Origin of the sequence: Actinospineispora eucalypti (assembly GCF_039543365.1) — a bacterium.
In the GTDB taxonomy this organism is placed as follows: Bacteria; Actinomycetota; Actinomycetes; order Mycobacteriales; family Pseudonocardiaceae; genus Pseudonocardia; species Pseudonocardia eucalypti.
Map to the genome: position 1 here is coordinate 84161 of NZ_BAABJP010000036.1, position 16803 is coordinate 100963.

The window sequence follows — 16803 nt, forward strand, 5'->3', positions numbered from 1 at the left end:
GTCACTGAATCAGGCTGGAGGGGGATCGGGGGTCAGGCTGGCCAGGCGGTGGCTAGGAGGTCGCGGGTTTCGGCGAGGAGTTGGGGGATGACCTTGGTCTGGCCGATCACCGCGATGAAGTTGGCGTCCCCGCCCCACCGGGGCACCACGTGCTGGTGCAAGTGGTCGGCCAGCGACCCGCCGGCCACCGTGCCCAGGTTCAGCCCCACGTTGAACGCGTGCGGCGCGGCCACCTGTTTCATCGCCCGCACCGCCCGCTGGGTGAAGTCCATCAGCTCGTCGGACTCCTCGCGGGTCAGCTCCTCCAGCTCGGCCACGTGCCGGTAGGGCACCACCATGAGGTGGCCCGGGTTGTACGGGTGCAGGTTCAGCACCGCGTACACCGCGTCGCCCCGGGCGACCACGAGACCGTCGGAGTCGGCGAGCTCCGGGATGCGGCAGAACGGGCAGCCCTCCTCGGCGCTGCTCGCCGCCGCCTCCTTGATGTAGGCCAGCCGGTGCGGGGTCCACAGCCGGCGGAACCCATCGGCCACCGCGGCGCCGTCCTGGCCGATCAGCTCGGCCGGACCGGTGCCGGGGGCGTCGCGGGCGGGTTCCGCCGACTCGGTCACGATCCGCCTACGGTGAAGGTTGCCTCGGAAGGCGACGCGTTCTCCCGGCGGCCGATCCAGGACACGACGGCCTCCACGGCGGCCGGCCACGGCACCCCGTTGAGCTGCGAGCCGTCCCGGAACCGGAAGCTCACCGCGTCCGCCTCAGCGTCCCGGCCGCCGACCAGCAGCATGAACGGCACCTTCTGCAGGGTGTGCGTGCGGATCTTCTTCTGCATCCGGTCGTCCCCGGCGTCCACCTCGACGCGCACGCCGTGCGAGCGCAGCTGCTTGGCGATCCGCTCGACGTAGTCGACCTGGTCGGCGCTCACCGGGATGCCCACCACCTGCACCGGCGCCAGCCACACCGGGAACGCCCCGGCGTAGTGCTCGGTGAGGATCCCGAAGAACCGCTCCATGGAGCCGAACAGCGCGCGGTGGATCATCACCGGCCGCTTGCGGGAGCCGTCCGGCGCGGTGTACTCCAGCTCGAACCGGTCCGGCAGCATCAGGTCCACCTGGATGGTGGACAGCTGCCAGGTGCGGCCGATGGCGTCCTTGGCCTGCACGCTGATCTTCGGCGCGTAGAAGGCCGCGCCGCCCGGGTCCAGCACCAGCTCCAGGCCGGTGGCCTCGGCGGCCTTGCGCAGTTCCTCGGTGGCCCGCTCCCACTCGGCGTCGGCGCCGATCGACTTGTCCGGGTTGCGGGTGGACAGCTCCAGGTAGAACTCGTCCAGGCCGTAGTCGCGCAGCAGGTCCAGCACGAACTGGAGCAGCGAGCGGATCTCGTCCTGCATCTGCTCTTCGGTGCAGTAGATGTGCGCGTCGTCCTGGGTGAAGCCGCGCGCCCGGGTCAGCCCGTGGACCACGCCGGACTTCTCGTACCGGTAGACCGTGCCGAACTCGAACAGCCGCAGCGGCAGCTCCCGGTAGGACCGCCCCCGGGACCGGAAGATCAGGTTGTGCATCGGGCAGTTCATCGGCTTCAGGTAGTAGTCCTGCCCGGCCTTGCGCAGGGTGCCGTCCGCCGCGCGCTCCTCGTCCAGGTGCATGCCCGGGTACATGCCCTCCTGGTACCACCCCAGGTGCCCGGAGACCTCGAACAGCTGCGCCTTGGTGATGTGCGGGGTGTTCACGAACTCGTAGCCGGCTTCCTCGTGCCGCTTGCGGGAGTAGTCCTCCAGCTCGCGGCGGATGATTCCGCCCTTCGGGTGGAACACCGGCAGCCCGGAGCCGATCTCGTCCGGGAAGGAGAACAGGTCCAGCTCGGACCCCAGCCGCCGGTGGTCGCGGCGCTCCGCCTCGGCCAGCCGGTCCAGGTGCGCCTGCAGCGCCTCCTGACTCTCCCACGCGGTGCCGTAGATGCGCTGCAGCTGCGGGTTCTTCTCGCTACCCCGCCAGTACGCGGCGGCGCTGCGCATCAGCTTGAACGCGGGGATGAACTTGGTGGTCGGCAGGTGCGGACCCCGGCAGAGGTCGGACCAGACCACCTCGCCGGTGTGCGCGTGCACGTTGTCGTAGCTGGTCAGCTCGCCGGAGGCGTCCACCTCCATGACCTCGTCGTCCGCCTCGGTACCGGCGCCCTTGAGCTCGATCAGCTCGAGCTTGTACGGCTCGTCGGCCAGCTCCTTGCGCGCCTCGTCCAGCGAGTCGAACCGCCGCCGGGAGAACCGCTGGCCGGCCTTGATGATCTTCTTCATGGCCGACTCGAGCTTGCTCAGGTCGTCCGGGGTGAACGGCTCCGCGACGTCGAAGTCGTAGTAGAAGCCGTCGGTGATCGGCGGGCCGATACCCAGCTTGGCCTGGGGGTTCAGCTGCTGCACGGCCTGCGCCAGCACGTGCGCGGCCGAGTGCCGGATGACCGCGCGGCCGTCCTCGGTGTCGGCGCCGACCGGTTCCACCTCGACGTCGGCCTCCGGCGCCCAGGCCAGGTCCCGCAGCGCACCGTCCGGGTCGCGGACGACCACCACGGCGGACGGCCCGGCAGTGGGCAGGCCCGCCTCCCGTACCGCGGCCGCGGCGGTCGTGCCGGCCGGCACCCGGACGGGGGCAGACACGGGACGAGCTACGGGACCGGACACGACGGGCTCCTAGGTGAGACAAGAACGGAAAATGATGCTCGGCCGAACATCTTTCCCGATGCTATCTACCCGGCGGCGCCGGCCTCCGCCCGGTTTCGGCCGCTCTTCCCGGCCGCCCGGGCGCTGGTACCGGCCAGGTAGCCCCGGTGCACGTGGCTGAGGAACCGGTGCACGGCGTCCGCCAGGTACGCGGTGCGCGCGGTGGCCACGAAGTCGAACCCGTGCTGCGCGTGCGGCAGCTCCGCGTAGCCGACCGGTGACGGCGAGTCGGCGCGCAGCGCGGCCACCAGCTTGCGCGACTGGCGGACCGGCACCACCGCGTCCGTGGTGCCGTGCACCACCAGGAACGGCGGGGTGTCCGCGTCCACCCGGGTGATCGGGGAGGCCCGCAGCCAGGTGCGCTCGTCGTCGGCGAACCGGGTGCCGATCACCGTGTTCTCCAGCAGGTCGGTCAGGCCCTCCCTGGCGTCGACGGTGAAGTCGTGCACGCCGTAGAGCGGCACCGACGCGGCCACCCGGGTGTCCCGGTCGGTGAAGCCCGGCTGGTAGTCCGGGTCGTTGGCGCTCAGCGCGGCCAGCGCGGCCAGGTGGCCGCCCGCCGATCCGCCGGTGATCGCGATGAAGTCCGGGTCACCGCCGTACTGGGCGATGTTCTCCCTGGTCCAGGCGATGGCGCGCTTGACGTCCACGATCATCGCCGGCCACCGGGCCTCCGGCGCGAGCCGGTAGTTCACCGTGACGCAGACCCAGCCCCGCTCGGCCAGGTAACCCATCAGCGGCTCCGCCTGGCCCCGCTTGTCCATCCGCTCCCAGGCACCGCCGTGCACCTGCACCAGCACCGGGGCCTTCCCGTCCACCGGGAGCCCGGGCCGGTGCCAGACGTCCAGCGTGCCGAAGCCGCCCAGCTCGGCGTGGAACGCCACGTCGGCGTGCCGCAGGTAGCGGCTCCGGGCCAGCGGGCCGGGCAGCACGCCGCGCGGGCGGCGGGCCGGCACCCCGTCGGTGGGCACGCCGAGCTCGCCGAGCGCGTCGTGCAGCGCCCGCGCCGAACGGCCGGCGTCACCGGCCAGGCCGGCCAACCCGGCCAGCGCGGCCCCGTTCAGCGCCACCCCGGCCACCCGCGAAAGACCCCGGGAACGCAGCGCGCCGACCGTCGCGGCCGCGTGCACACCCAGCAGCACCCCCGGGAACTCGGAGGCGAACGCACTGCTCAGGGCGTTGACCAGGGACCAGGGCCAGCGGGTGAGCCACGGCCGGTAGGCACCCACGACAGCCAGCGCTCCGACGGCCCCTACCATCAAGGGGACCGAGCGGGGTTTACCCGACCGAGAAGTGGATACCGACACGGTTAACCCCGATCTGACCTGTCACGATGATCGTGGCAAGGCTAACGCGATGGAGGCTCCCCGGCATCTCACGGTCAGGCTTGGAAACGTACGGAAGTGACGGGTTTGCGCCGCCGAACGAGTGAGATTTTGGGTCGACCGCATCAACAGCACGATGCGCGCCGTTGATTTGGCGGAATTCATGCCACGGCCGGAACCCAGCGGCTGGTCGCTGACCCTGTCGACGAACAACGGGTGGGAGGCCCTCGGTTGACTGGACCGCGCACCGGGCCACCCGGCCCGGAACGGCCCGACCGGCGGCATGCCCCGGACAATCCGGACACGCCGTCCGATGGGGAGCGCACGCCGAAGTCCGGCCGCCGGATCTCCCCGCTGTCCTCGTCCCAGCCGATGGACACCGTGAACACCCATCCCCGGCTGCCCGCGGTGGACCCGCCGACCCACCGGACCGGGCACAACCCGCCCGCCCGCCCGGTCGGCGGCACTCCGCCGCCGCCCGGCTTCGGCCGCCGGCCCGCCCCGCCGAACGGCCGCCCCGATGCGCCGCCCCCGAGCGGGCCGCTGCCCATCCAGAAGACCGGCGCCGCCCGCTCGATCCGCCCGCCCGAGGCCACCGGCGCCCGGCGCCCGATCGGAGCCCCGCCGCCCGGCGGCGCCGGACAGCCCGGGCAGGTCGGCGCTCCACCGCCCGGCGGCGCGCGTCCGGCCGGCCCTCCGCCCAACGGGACCAGGCAACCGGGCCGGATGCCCGAGGCCACCGCGGCCGGCCAGCCCGTCCGGTCACCCGAAGCGACCAGCGGCACCCGTCAGCCCGGCCGCGGCCCCGAGGTGACCAACGCCACACATCAGCCCGCCCACGCGCCCGAAGGCACCTCCGGCGTCCGACCGCCGGGGCGCGCACCCGAGGGGACCACCGGCGTCCGTCAACCGGCCCACGCGCCCGAAGGCACCTCCGGCGTCCGCCCGCCCACCAGGGCGCCCGAGAGAACCACCGGCGTCCGTCCGGAGCCGCCGCGCGGCCCGGGGCAGCCCGCCCGCACCCCGGAGGCGAGCGGCACGGTCCGGGTCCCGGCACAGGCCGCCGGTGAGCGGCCGGTCCCGGAGAACCCGCTGGACACGCCGGCCAACGCCACCGCCGCGCGGCTCATCGCCGAGGGCCGCGCCCGGATGGCCGGCCGCGACGAGGAGACCGACAGCGCCGCCAAGCGCCGCCGGGACCGCCGTGACCGGCCCCGGTTCGACCCGGCCAGCCTGGCCAGCCTGCCGGAGGTCTTCCAGGAGCGTTTCGAGGGTTATCGCCACCGCCGCCGCGCCAAGCTGGCCGGCTACTCACCGACCCAGCTGCGCTGGCACCGGATCCGGCTGTTCGGCGGCGGGGCGCTCGGGATCTTCGTGGTGCTGCCGATCCTGATGTTCTTCTTCGGCTACCTGTTCTTCTCCATCCCGACCCCGGACGACGCGGTCAACAAGCAGATCGCCACGATCAGCTACTCGGACGGCACCGACATGGCCCGGATCGTCCCCGCCGAGGGGAACCGGATCAAGGTCACCATCGACCAGATACCGCCGCACGTGCGCTACGCGGTGCTCTCCGCCGAGGACCGCAGCTTCTTCTCCAACCCGGGGTTCGACCCGATCGGCCTGGCCAGGGCGGCCTGGAAGCAGCTCACCGGTGGCGCGGGCGGCGGTTCCACGATCACCCAGCAGTTCGTGAAGAAGACGCTGGTCGGCGACGAGCACTCGCTCTGGCGCAAGTACAAAGAAATGATCATCGCGGTGAAGATCTCCCAGCAGAGCAGCAAGGAGGAGATCCTCGCCAGCTACCTGAACGCGATCTACTACGGCCGGGGCGCCTACGGCATCCAGTCGGCCAGCCAGGCCTACTTCGGCAAGAACGTCTGGGAGCTCAACGTGGCCCAGGCGGCCGTGCTGGCCAGCGTCATCCAGTCACCGTCCCGCTGGGATCCGGCGATCAACCCGCAGCGCGCCCAGGAGCGGTGGAACTTCGTGCTCAACGGCATGGTCGCCCAGGGGTGGCTGACCGCCGAGCAGCGGGCCCAGGCCCGTTTCCCCATGACCCAGGCTCAGCGCAAGGTCTCCGGCGGCATCCCGGGCGACTCCCGGGGGGTGATCCTGAGCGCCATCAAGGACGAGCTGGAGCGGCGGGGCATCAGCGAGCAGCAGTTCAGCCAGGACGGCCTGCACATCACCACCACGATCGACCCGGAGGCCCAGCAGCACGCCGTGGACGCGGTCAAGGAGGGGCTGTCCGGGCAGCCGGAAAACCTGCGCACCGCGTTGGTGTCCATCGACCCGAAGACCGGCGGGGTCCTGGCCTACTACGGCGGCGACAACGGCGTGGGGCTGGACTACGCACGGGTCTCCAAGCAGCCCGGCTCCACATTCAAGCCGTTCGTGCTGCTGGCCGCGCTGCAACAGCCGGAACCGATCGGCCTCGGCACCCAGTTCAAGGGCGAGGCACTACCCTGGCTGCGCAACTCGGACGGCGCCTCCTGCACGCTGTGTGACCTCAAGCAGGCGATGACCATCTCCAACAACGTGATCTTCCACGAGTTGGCCGGCAGGGTGGGGCCGCAGCGGGTCGCCGACGCCGCCCGCGCCGCCGGCATCACCAGCCCGCTGAACAACGCCGACGCCGGCATCGCGCTGGGCAACAAGGAGGTCACCACGGTCGAGCTGGCCTCGGCGTACGCCACGCTGGCCGCCCAGGGCGTGTACCGGCCGCCGCACCTGGTGAGCAAGGTGACCACGTCGGACGACCGGGTCATCTACGAGGCCGTGCACCAGGACCAGCAGCGGTTCGACGGCAAGGTGGCGCGCAACGTGGTGGAAGCCATGCTGGGCGTGCCCACCTACGACAAGCTCGGTCTGGGCGGCGGCCGTGCGGTCGCGGCCAAGACGGGCACCGTGCAGTCCCGCGTCGAGGGCCAGAACAACGACGCCTGGATCGGCGGGTTCACCCCCGGCGTAGCCACCGTGGTGTGGATCGGCACCGACCAGAACACCCCGATCAAGACCGCCAAGGGCAATCCGATCACCGGGGCGACGATGCCCGGAAGCATCTGGAAGTCGTTCATGACGGACGCGGTGAAGTCCACCTCGGCGGAGTCGTTCGGCCAGTTCAAGGCGATCGGCACGCCGCCGGCGGTGACCGGCCCGTACGACGGCTACGCGGCGCAGAGCCCGCAGGCCGCCCCGCCGACCCTGTCCACCCTGCCCTCCTCCGCGCCGGTGCCGTTCGAGGAGGGCACCTCGCCCGACGCCGCCCCGCCGGAGCGCGAGGAGGCGCCCCGGGACTGCGAGGGCGACGACTGCGACAACGAACGCCGCTCCCGCGACCGGGCCCAGCCGGAAGAGGAAGGCACCGGCGAGTCCCGCTGACGCGGTAACGAGATCACCCCGCTGATCCGGGGTTTTTGCGCCGGTTGGCGTTGAAACGGGCCTTCTTCTGACGATTCCCGCAGGTGTTCATGTCACACCATCGGCGGGTGCGGCTCTGGCTGGTGTCGAAGAAGGCGGCCCGGCAGGTCGGTGATGCACAGAGGGCCAGCTTTCCGTCCCGTTCGCCCGCGATGATGCTGATCGCGTCGGCGGCGATCACGCTGAGGGCGTCTTCCACGCGGGAAGCCGAGCCGAGCCGCCATTGCCGCTCCCCTTCGGGCGTCAGGATCGCCGCCGCCCGACCCTGGGCGCTGCGGTCATTGATGACCTGGACAGCAGCGGCGGGCAGGGCGTCCTGGATCGCGGCCGCCGTCGCGGCGGCGTGAATCGACTCCCTCAGCTCCCGGGCGAGTTCGAGCTGGGCAGTGGTGCAGGAGTCCACGGCCAGGCCGTACTCCGCCAGCCAGTCGATGAGCCGTTGCGGCGTGGGAATGCGCTCCACCGGGTTGCCACGCCGCTCCGACAGCGTCCCGGTGAAGCTGGTCGCCAGCACGCTACCGAGGCGGAAGTCGGGGAACCCAGTACGCATGGAACCACCTTAGCCGGTTGCCCGGCGAGCCGGCGTCATGTTAGAACCGTCTTAGCCGGTTCAACTATGGCCAGGAGGTCCCATGTCCCGTCCGACCAGCGACGTGCAAGCATTTGAAGCCCACGCGACCGACGCCGACCTCGCTGATCTGCGCGCGCGGCTGGCCGCGGCGCGGCTACCGGAGGCCGAGACGGTCCACCGCGCCGCGCCCGGCCCTCGCCGGTGGGAACAGGGCGTTCCGCTCGCCGACCTCGTCGACGTCGTGGACTACTGGCGCACCGGGTACGACTGGCGGTCGTTCGAGGAGCGCCTCAACCGCATCGGCCAGTTCCGCACGACCATCGACGATCTGGGAATCCACTTCCTGCACCGCCGGTCCGCGTGCGCGGATGCCACTCCGCTGATCCTGACCCACGGCTGGCCGGGCAGCATTGCCGAGTTCGTCGACGTGGTGGACGAGCTGGCGGATCCGGAAGATGCCGACGCGCCGGCGTTCCACGTCGTGGTCCCGTCGCTGCCGGGCTTCGGTTACAGCGACAAGCCGGCCACCACCGGGTGGGGAATCGAAAAGATCGCGGCCGCGTGGGTGGAGCTGATGGGCCGGCTCGGCTACGGCAGGTTCGCCGCCCACGGCGGCGACTGGGGAGGTGTGATCACCACGGTCCTCGGCGGCCGGTTCCCGGAGCATGTTCTGGGCATCCACACATTGACCCCGCAGGCACCGCCCGGGTTGTCCACGGACGGGCTGACGGCGGCCGAACGCCGGTGGACCGAGGAAACCCGCCAGTTCTGGGGCGGCCGGCGCGCGGCGTACGCGAAGCAGCAGGCGGCCCGGCCGCAGACCATCGGCTACTCGCTCGTCGACTCACCGGTCGGGCTTCTCGCCTGGATCCTCGACAAGTTCGCCGAGTGGTCGGACACCGAGGACAGCCCGTTCGAGACGATCTCCCGAGACCGCGTCCTCGACGACGTCACCCTGTACTGGCTGACCCGGACCGGCGCATCGGCGGCGCGCATCTACTACGAGAGCCACAACTCGCTCGACCCCGAACTCCGGGTCGACGTCCCGTCGGCGATCAGCGTGTATCCCCGCGACATCGAGAAGTGTCCGCACCCCTGGGCCCAGGAGCGGTTCCGGCAGATCGTCCGCTGGAGGACGCCCGAGACCGGGGGACATTTCCCGTCGCTGGAGGTTCCCGGGTACTTCGTCAAGGACCTGCGGGAAGGCATCGGGGCAGTGCTGGCCGCCAGCCGGTGAACGCGGCCGGCTGCCGGGACTCGGGCGCGGCTTGCTCCTAGACGCCGGTGGGGTGCCAGACGGTCTTGGCCTCCTGGAAGGCGCGCAGGCGGCGGATGTCCGGCTCGGCGCGCCAGTCGTCCGGGCCGGCCGGGAGCACGCGCTTCACCGTGCCGGCGGCGGCGCGCTCCAGGTCGGTGCGCTGGGCGGGGTCGGCGCCGGTCAGGTCCAGGGCGTCCACGTCGCCGTGGGAGGCCAGCCACGGGGCCAGCTCGGCCGGGTCGCCGGTGAGGATGTTGGCCACGCCGGCGGGCAGGTCCGAAGTGGCGAACACCTCGGCCAGGGCGATCGCGGGCAGCGGGCGGTCCCGGGAGGCGACCAGGACGGCGGTGTTGCCGCCGGCCAGCACCGGCGCGAGCACGCTGGTCAGGCCGAGCAGGCTGTCCCCGGCGGGGGCCAGCACGCCCACCACCCCGGTCGGTTCCGGCACGGTGAAGCTGAAGTAGGGACCGGCCACCGGGTTGGCCGCGCCGAGCACGGTGGCGATCTTGTCGGTCCAGCCGGCGAACCAGACCCAGCGGTCGATGGCGGCGTCCACCAGCGAAGACGCGGCCCGCGCGGAGAGTCCCTCGGCGGCGGACACCTCGGCGGCCAGCTGGTCGCGGCGGCCCTCCGCCATCTCGGCGACCCGGTACAGCACCTGGCCGCGGTTGTAGGCCGTGGCGCCGGACCAGCCGGGGAACGCCTTGCGCGCCGCGACCACCGCGTCCCGCAGATCCTTGCGGGACGCCTTCGCCGCGTTGGCCAGGAACTTCCCCTTCTTGTCGGCCACCCGGTAGGTCCGCCCGGACTCGGAGCGGGGAAACGCCCCGCCGGAGTAGAGCTTGTAGGTCTTGGCCACGGTCACCCGCTTTTGATCAGGCACTGAGGTAGGCCTCCAAACCGGTCCGGCCGCCTTCCCGGCCGAAGCCCGACTCGCGGTAGCCGCCGAACGGAGCCGCCGGGTCGAACCGGTTGAACGTATTTGCCCACACCACCCCGGCGCGCATGCGCTGGGCCAGCCACAGGGTTCGCGAACCCTGAGTCGTCCAGATCCCGGCGGACAGCCCGTACGGGGTGTTGTTGGCCTTGGCCACGGCCTCCTCCGGGGTGCGGAAGGTGAGCACGGAAAGCACCGGCCCGAAGATCTCCTCCCGGGCGATGCGCATCGCCTGGGTCACCCCGTCGAACACCGTCGGCGGGAAGAAGAAGCCCCGGTCGGGCAGCGGGCACGAGCTGCTCCACCGGTGCGCGCCCTCCGCCTCGCCGGCCTCGGTGAGCTCGCGGATCCGGCTCAGCTGGGCGGCCGAGTTGATCGCCCCGACGTCGGTGTTCTTGTCCAGTGGGTCGCCTACGCGCAGGGTTTCCACCCGGGCCCGCAGCCGGTCGAGCACCTCCGTGGCCACCGACTCCTGCACCAGCAGCCGCGAGCCGGCGCAGCACACGTGACCCTGGTTGAAGAAGATCCCGTTGACGATGCCCTCAATTGCCTCATCCAGCGGCGCGTCCTCGAAGACCAGGTTGGCCGCCTTGCCGCCCAGCTCCAGGGTCAGCCGCCGGCCGGTGCCGGCCAGCGAGGCCTGGATCCGCTTGCCGACCTCGGTGGAGCCGGTGAACGCCACCTTGTCCACGCCGGGGTGGTTCACCAGCGCCTCCCCGACGTCGCCGGCGCCGGGCAGGATGTTCACCACGCCGGGCGGGAGCTCGGCCTGCTGGATGATCTCGGCGAGCACCAGCGCGGTGAGCGGGGTGGTCTCCGCCGGCTTGAGCACCACGGTGTTCCCGCAGGCCAGCGCGGGCGCGATCTTCCAGGCGGCCATCAGCAGCGGGAAGTTCCACGGGATGACCTGGCCGGCCACACCGAGTGGCCTGGGCGCCGGGCCGAGGCCCGCGTAGCCCAGCTTGTCCGCCCAGCCGGCGTGGTAGAACAGGTGCGCCGAGGCGGTCGGGACGTCCACGTCCCGGGACTCGCGGATCGGCTTGCCGTTGTCCAGCGTCTCCAGTACGGCCAGCTCGCGGGACCGCTCGGCCACCATGCGGGCGATCCGGAACAGGTACTTCGCCCGCTCGGCCCCGGGCATCGGCCCCCACACGCCCTCGTAGGCCCGGCGGGCCGCGGCCACCGCCGCGTCCACGTCGGCGGCGGAGGCCGTACTCACCTCGGCGAGGGTCTCCTCGGTGGCCGGGTTGACCGACTTCAACGGCTCGCCGGCGCCGTCGGTGAACTCCCCGTCCACGAACATCCGGTAGCTCGGCTTCAGGTTGGCGATCTCCCGGCTCTCCGGCGCCGGGGCGTAATCCCAGGTCATCAATCCACCGTCACATACGAGGGGCCGCTGTAGTGGCCTTCGGTTTGGGTGCGGCGCTGCATGAGCAGGTCGTTGAGCAGCCCGGACGCGCCGAACCGGAACAGCTCCGGGGCCAACCAGCGCTCGCCCGCCACCTCGCGCACCGCGACCAGGTAACGGATCGCGTCCTTGGTGGTGCGGATGCCGCCGGCCGCCTTCACCCCGCGCGCCTCGCCGGTCCGCTCGTGCCAGTCCCGGACCGCGCGCAGCATCACGTGGGTGACCGGCAACGTGGCCGCCGGGCTCACCTTGCCGGTGGACGTCTTGATGAAGTCCCCGCCCCCCAGCAGGGCCAGCCAGGACGCCCGCCGCACGTTGTCGTAGGTGGCCAGCTCGCCGGTCTCCAGGATCACCTTCAGGTGCGCCGCTCCGCAGGCCTCCTTCACCGCCACGATCTCCTCGAACACCAGGCCGTAGCGGCCGGAGAGGAACGCGCCCCGGTCGATCACCATGTCGATCTCGGTCGCCCCGGCGGCCACGGCGGCGCGCACGTCGGCCAGCTTCACCTCCAGCGGCGCCCGCCCCGAGGGGAACGCGGTGGCCACGCTGGCCACTCCCACCCCGGTACCGGACAGTTCCTTCACGGCCGTTGCCACTAGGTCGGGGTAGACGCAGACGGCGGCCACCGGGGGCACCTCGGGGTGCTCGGGGTCGGGCCGGCGGGCCTTGGCGGCCAGGGTCCGCACCTTGCCCTCGGTGTCCGCGCCCTCAAGCGTGGTCAGGTCGACCATGCCGATCGCGGTGTCGATCGCGTGTAGCTTGCTGTCCTTCTTGATGCTGCGGGTGGCCAGCGTGGCCGCCCGCTGCTCCAGCCCGACGGCGTCCACCCCGGGCAGCCCGTGCAGGAACCGGCGCAGCGTCGTCTCGTCCCTGGTCAGCTCCTCGGCCAGGCTCATACCCCCGCCTCCTTCGCCATGAACGCCCGCAGCGCCTCGGCGTCCCAGCTCAGCGCGCCGGACCGCAGGTCGGCCAGCAGCTCGCGTACCCAGTCCAGCTCGGCGGCCAACATGCGCAACTGGTACTCCCCCTCCACCAGGAACAGCCTCGGCGGCAGCCCGGGGCCGGCGAGCTGGGCGCCCTTCCCGTGCACCGCCCCGGCCAGCTCCCGCTCCCGCTCGGCCAACCGGTCGATGACGTCGGCCTGGGACAGCAGCGGCAGGAAGGCCAGCGCGGCGGGGAACGCCGGAAACTCCCGCGCCGGCGTGGCCAGCCGGTCACGCAGCCAGGCCAGCACCGCTTCCTCGCCCGCCTCGGTGATCTCGTAGACCGTCCGCTCGGGGCGGGCGCCCTCCCGCTCGGTGTCCCGCACAGTGATCAACTCCGCCCGGCGGAGCCGGTCGATGGCCTGGTAGACGCTGTTGCGCTGGGCCACGTTGACCACTTCGTCCTTGTGCCGCTCCTTGATCAGCTGCTGGATCCGGTACGCGTGGGCCGGTGCCTCCAGCAACAACGCGAGGACCACCATCCCCAACGGCGACATGCACCCAGCCTAGAGCACTGGCCGCGAATAGCCATCACATGTATAGTCATGAAATGACTAATCACGCGTTGATCATTGGCGGCGGGATCGCCGGGACGGTGACGGCGATCGCGCTGCGCGACGCGGGCATGGACGCCACGGTGTTCGAGGCCTACGACCGCACCGCCGACGGCGTCGGCGCGTACCTGTCCCTGGCGGTCAACGGCATCGCCGCGCTGCGCGCCCTGGACCTGCACAAACTGGTCCGGGAACACGGGTTCGCCACGCCCCGGATCGCCTTCGTCAACGGCACCGGCCGGCGCCTCGGGGAGATCCCCCAGGGCGGCGAGCTGGCCGACGGCACGGTCTGCCAGACGCTGCGCCGGGGCGACCTCTACCGGTCACTGCGCGAAGAGGCGCTGCGCCGGGGCGTGCGGGTGGAGTACGGCAAGCGGCTGGCCGGCGCGGAACGAACGGCGCACGGCGTGCGGGCCGAGTTCGCCGACGGCTCGGCGGCCGAGGGGGACCTGCTGATCGGCGCCGACGGGCTGCACTCGCGCACCCGGACGGTCATCGACCCGCGAGCACCGGAGCCGCGCTACCTGGGGCTGCTCAACACCGGCGGCTACGCGCACGGCCTGCCCGAGCTGGCCCCGCCGGGGAGCTGCACGATGATGTTCGGCAAGCGCTGCTTCTTCGCCCATTTCCAGCACCCGAACGGGCAGGTCTGGTGGTTCGCCAACCCGCCGGCCGCCGAGGAGCCCGGCCGGGCCGAGCTGGCCGCGATCACCCCGGAGCGGTGGAAGGCCCGGCTGATCGCGCTGTTCGCCGAGGACGCCGGGCCGGCGGTGGACATCATCAAGGCCACCCCCGAGGTGATCCCGCCGTGGCCGACCCACGACCTGCCGTCGGTGCCCACCTGGCACACCGACCGCATGGTCATCATCGGCGACGCGGCGCACGCCGCCTCGCCCTCGTCCGGCCAGGGCGCCTCGATGGCCTGCGAGGACGCGGTCACGCTGGGCAAGTGCCTGCACGACCTGCCCGACGTCCCGGCGGCGTTCGCCGAGTTCGAACGGCTGCGGCGGGACCGGGTGGAGCGGGTGGTCGCGCAGGGCAAGCGCAACGGCGACCAGAAGGCGGTCGGCCCGGTCGGCCGGGTGCTGCGCGACCTGGCGCTGCCGCTGGTGCTGCACCGGATGGACCGGGCGACCAACCGGCCGGACGCGTGGATCCACCAGCACCGCATCGACTGGGCGACCCCGGTCACCGCTCCGGCGGCTCCCGGGACACCAGTGCCTGGGACATGAGGGCGACGAACAGGTCGGTGCAGTGGTCGACCAGCGGCTCCGGGTCCAGCTCCAGGTGCCCGTGCAGCCACGCGGTGAGCGCCTGGGCCAGCCCGCCCACCGCGAACTGGGTGGCCAGGTCCAGCCGGCCGTCCCCGACCACGCCGAAGAACGCCTTGGTGTGGCCGGCCAGCAGCCCGCAGAACAGCTGCCCGGACTCCAGCCGGCGGCGGGCCAGCGGGGCGCTCAGGAAGGCGGTGGAGAACAGCAGCCGGCCGCGCCGGGGGTCGTCCACGATGACCCGGACGATGTTGGCCAGGCCGGCCCGGGTGCGGGCCCGGGCGTCGCGCGGGCCGGCGGCGACCGCGGCCGCGGTGGTGGTGGCGATCTCCCCGACCACGTGGTCGTACACCGCCAGCGCCAGCTCGGTCCGGTCGCCGAAGCTCTCGTAGAAGTACCGGGCGGCCAGGCCGGACCGGGCACACACGCTGCGCACGGTCAGCGCCGCCTCGCCCTGCTCCGAGCTGAGCAGGTCCAGGCCGGCCTCGATCAGCCTCTCCCGCCGGCGGGCTCGCCGCTCGTCGCCGTCCACCCCGCCGTACGCCCTGGTCTGGCCGCTCACCCCGCCATCTTGACATCTGCGCCGCCAAGAGCTTCCATATCAGCTAACAGGTGTGAGCAGATTGGAGCGGGGCCATGACCACGTCCACCACGCCGGAGCTGGATCTGCGGGAGATCGCCATCGGCGCCGGGCTCATGGCCGGCGCGGCCAACGTGATCATGCAGCTGGGCCGGCCCGGGGTGGGCTACGGCGTGGTGGAGAGCAAGGTCGAGTCGGGCAACGTGTTCAAACACCCGATCAAGCGCGCCCGCACCACCCTCACCTACCTGGCGGTGGCCACGCTGGGCAGCGACGATGAGCGCAAGGCCTACCGGCGGGCGGTGAACCGCTCGCACGCGCAGGTCCGGTCGGACCAGAACAGCCCGGTCGCCTACAACGCGTTCGACCCGGACCTGCAGCTGTGGGTGGCCGCCTGCCTGTACCGGGGGTTCGAGGACAACTGCCGGCTGATGCGGATCCGGCTCACCCCCGGGCAGTGGGCGGAGATCTACCGCCGGTCCGCCGTGTTCGGCACCACCCTGCAGGTGCCCGCCGACCGCTGGCCGGCCGACCTCGACGCGTTCGAGCGCTACTGGAAGGAAAGCCTGGACCGGATCGACATCGACGACACCGTGCGCGGCTATCTCACCCAACTGGTGGACCTGCGCAACATGCCGGTGGTGGTGCAGCTGGCCTTCCGCCGGTTCCACCGGTTCGTCACCACCGGCTACCTGCCGCCCCGGTTCCGCGAGCAGATGCACCTGGACTGGGACGACCGCCGGCAGCGGGTGTTCGAGTCGATGATGGCGGCGCTGGGCGTGCTGGTCCGGCTGTCGCCGCCGGTGCTGCGCGCCTTCCCGTTCAACGCCCTGCTGGTGGACCTGCGCTGGCGGATCCGCACCGGCCGCGCGCTGGTCTGAGCTGTCGGGGCCGGCCGCTAGCCGCGGTTTCGCGGATTTTCCTTGATCGACATCATCACCAGTGCCGTTACTGGCGGGTAGAACGTACGTGGTGATGATGTCGATCAAAATCGCTAGCCTCAGGCCGCGATGGGTGACTTCAAGGATGAGCAGATCGCTGCGCTGGCCAGGTCCGGATGGGCGGGGTGCGCGTCGATTGTTGAACTGGTGGCCCGGGTGGGTCTGCCCGCGCCAACCAGGGAGTACCTGCGCGACGCGTTCTCCGAGGCTCACTGGGCGGACGCGGAGCGCGCGGTGGCCGCGCTGCGCGCGCACTTCGCCGGCGCGCGGTTCGCCGAGGAGGTGCGCTGGGGCGTGCTGCTGGTCCCGGACCCGGCCCGGTTGGACACCCGGGGCCCGCTGCCCGGGGCGGCCCGGCGCGACCAGCTCGGCGAGCCGAACGAGGACGTGTTGGCCGAAGCGCTGCCCGCCGGTACCGCCGGGGTGCCAAGTGGGGCGCCGTGGACCATGGTGGCCACGGTGACCGGCGCCTACGGCCCGGCGCTGGGCAGCCACCGGCGGGTGGTGAAGGCGCCGGCGGAGGAGTTCACCGTGCTCGGCACCGACACCCGGCGCTGGATGCTCCGCCAGCTGTGGGGCGCGCGGGTGCTGCAGTGCGGCGCCACCCCGCCGGACTGCGAGCGGAACGAACGCTGGACGTTCACCCTGTTCCCCGGCGAACCGCCGGTCGGCGGGCAGGCGCAGAACGGCACCGTGCTGAAGGGCCGGGTGCGGTTCCGGCTGGGCAAACCCGACCGAGGCATCGGCTCGGCCCGGGTCGCGCCCGCGCTGCCGGTTCCCCCCGACGGGTGACACCGGGAACCCGCCCGCTCGGCCGCCCGACTCCGTAACCGGCAGGGGTT

Annotated in this window: 14 protein-coding genes; 5 read left to right on the forward strand and 9 right to left on the reverse strand. The window is 72.1% G+C overall.

Annotation, left to right across the window (positions count from 1 at the left end; all coding sequences use genetic code 11):
• Positions 1–32 precede the first annotated feature (32 nt).
• From ABEB12_RS28690 to ABEB12_RS28700, 3 genes are all read right to left on the reverse strand, one after another.
• The gene (locus ABEB12_RS28690) at positions 33–611 is read right to left on the reverse strand and encodes an HIT family protein (protein WP_425572284.1); all 579 of its coding nucleotides are present in this window, start codon (positions 609–611) and stop codon (positions 33–35) included.
• Positions 608–2671, reverse strand: coding sequence for a threonine--tRNA ligase (gene thrS, locus ABEB12_RS28695; protein WP_185060518.1), 2064 nt, complete (start codon positions 2669–2671; stop codon positions 608–610). Before thrS ends, ABEB12_RS28690 begins: the two co-directional genes overlap by 4 nt.
• A gap of 65 nt (positions 2672–2736) precedes the next feature.
• Complete coding sequence (locus ABEB12_RS28700; protein ID WP_221497664.1) at positions 2737–3939, reverse strand: alpha/beta hydrolase fold domain-containing protein; 1203 nt, start codon at positions 3937–3939, stop codon at positions 2737–2739.
• Positions 3940–4266: 327 nt separating this feature from the next.
• Here ABEB12_RS28700 and ABEB12_RS28705 point away from each other — a divergent pair, with 327 nt between their 5' ends.
• Positions 4267–7419: a transglycosylase domain-containing protein gene (locus ABEB12_RS28705; RefSeq protein ID WP_345703223.1), complete on the forward strand. Its 3153-nt coding sequence runs from the start codon at positions 4267–4269 to the stop codon at positions 7417–7419.
• 13 nt (positions 7420–7432) lie between these two features.
• Here the strand turns inward: ABEB12_RS28705 and ABEB12_RS28710 are convergent, their stop codons facing one another.
• Positions 7433–8008 carry an ABATE domain-containing protein gene (locus ABEB12_RS28710; RefSeq protein WP_185060516.1) on the reverse strand — a complete coding sequence of 192 codons (576 nt, stop codon included), beginning with the start codon at positions 8006–8008 and terminating at the stop codon, positions 7433–7435.
• An 82-nt stretch (positions 8009–8090) separates the two neighbouring features.
• Between ABEB12_RS28710 and ABEB12_RS28715 the strand changes: the two genes are divergently transcribed.
• Positions 8091–9266 (forward strand): alpha/beta fold hydrolase, encoded by a 1176-nt coding sequence (locus ABEB12_RS28715; RefSeq protein WP_185060515.1) that lies wholly within the window; start codon positions 8091–8093, stop codon positions 9264–9266.
• Between the two features lie 37 nt (positions 9267–9303).
• Here the strand turns inward: ABEB12_RS28715 and ABEB12_RS28720 are convergent, their stop codons facing one another.
• From ABEB12_RS28720 to ABEB12_RS28735, 4 genes are read right to left on the reverse strand one after another with little or no spacing between them, the layout of a single operon-like run.
• Positions 9304–10170: an aldehyde dehydrogenase family protein gene (locus ABEB12_RS28720; RefSeq protein ID WP_345703224.1), complete on the reverse strand. Its 867-nt coding sequence runs from the start codon at positions 10168–10170 to the stop codon at positions 9304–9306.
• Complete coding sequence (locus ABEB12_RS28725) at positions 10163–11596, reverse strand: aldehyde dehydrogenase family protein (protein ID WP_185060514.1); 1434 nt, start codon at positions 11594–11596, stop codon at positions 10163–10165. The genes ABEB12_RS28720 and ABEB12_RS28725 overlap by 8 nt, the downstream gene beginning before the upstream one ends.
• The gene (gene deoC, locus ABEB12_RS28730; RefSeq protein ID WP_185060513.1) at positions 11593–12528 is read right to left on the reverse strand and encodes a deoxyribose-phosphate aldolase; all 936 of its coding nucleotides are present in this window, start codon (positions 12526–12528) and stop codon (positions 11593–11595) included. Before deoC ends, ABEB12_RS28725 begins: the two co-directional genes overlap by 4 nt.
• Entirely contained in the window at positions 12525–13112 is a 588-nt protein-coding gene (locus ABEB12_RS28735) for a PadR family transcriptional regulator (protein ID WP_345703225.1), read from the reverse strand. Before ABEB12_RS28735 ends, deoC begins: the two co-directional genes overlap by 4 nt.
• 53 nt (positions 13113–13165) lie before the next feature.
• Between ABEB12_RS28735 and ABEB12_RS28740 the strand changes: the two genes are divergently transcribed.
• Positions 13166–14401: an FAD-dependent monooxygenase gene (locus tag ABEB12_RS28740; RefSeq protein WP_185060512.1), complete on the forward strand. Its 1236-nt coding sequence runs from the start codon at positions 13166–13168 to the stop codon at positions 14399–14401.
• Here the strand turns inward: ABEB12_RS28740 and ABEB12_RS28745 are convergent.
• A complete protein-coding gene (locus tag ABEB12_RS28745) occupies positions 14358–15002 on the reverse strand; it encodes a TetR/AcrR family transcriptional regulator (protein ID WP_185060511.1) in 645 nt (214 codons plus the stop codon). The two genes, ABEB12_RS28740 and ABEB12_RS28745, sit on opposite strands and share 44 nt — an antisense overlap.
• A gap of 74 nt (positions 15003–15076) precedes the next feature.
• Here ABEB12_RS28745 and ABEB12_RS28750 point away from each other — a divergent pair, with 74 nt between their 5' ends.
• Positions 15077–15901 (forward strand): oxygenase MpaB family protein, encoded by an 825-nt coding sequence (locus ABEB12_RS28750; protein WP_185060510.1) that lies wholly within the window; start codon positions 15077–15079, stop codon positions 15899–15901.
• A 129-nt stretch (positions 15902–16030) separates the two neighbouring features.
• A complete protein-coding gene (locus tag ABEB12_RS28755; protein ID WP_185060509.1) occupies positions 16031–16753 on the forward strand; it encodes a hypothetical protein in 723 nt (240 codons plus the stop codon).
• Positions 16754–16803 lie beyond the last annotated feature (50 nt).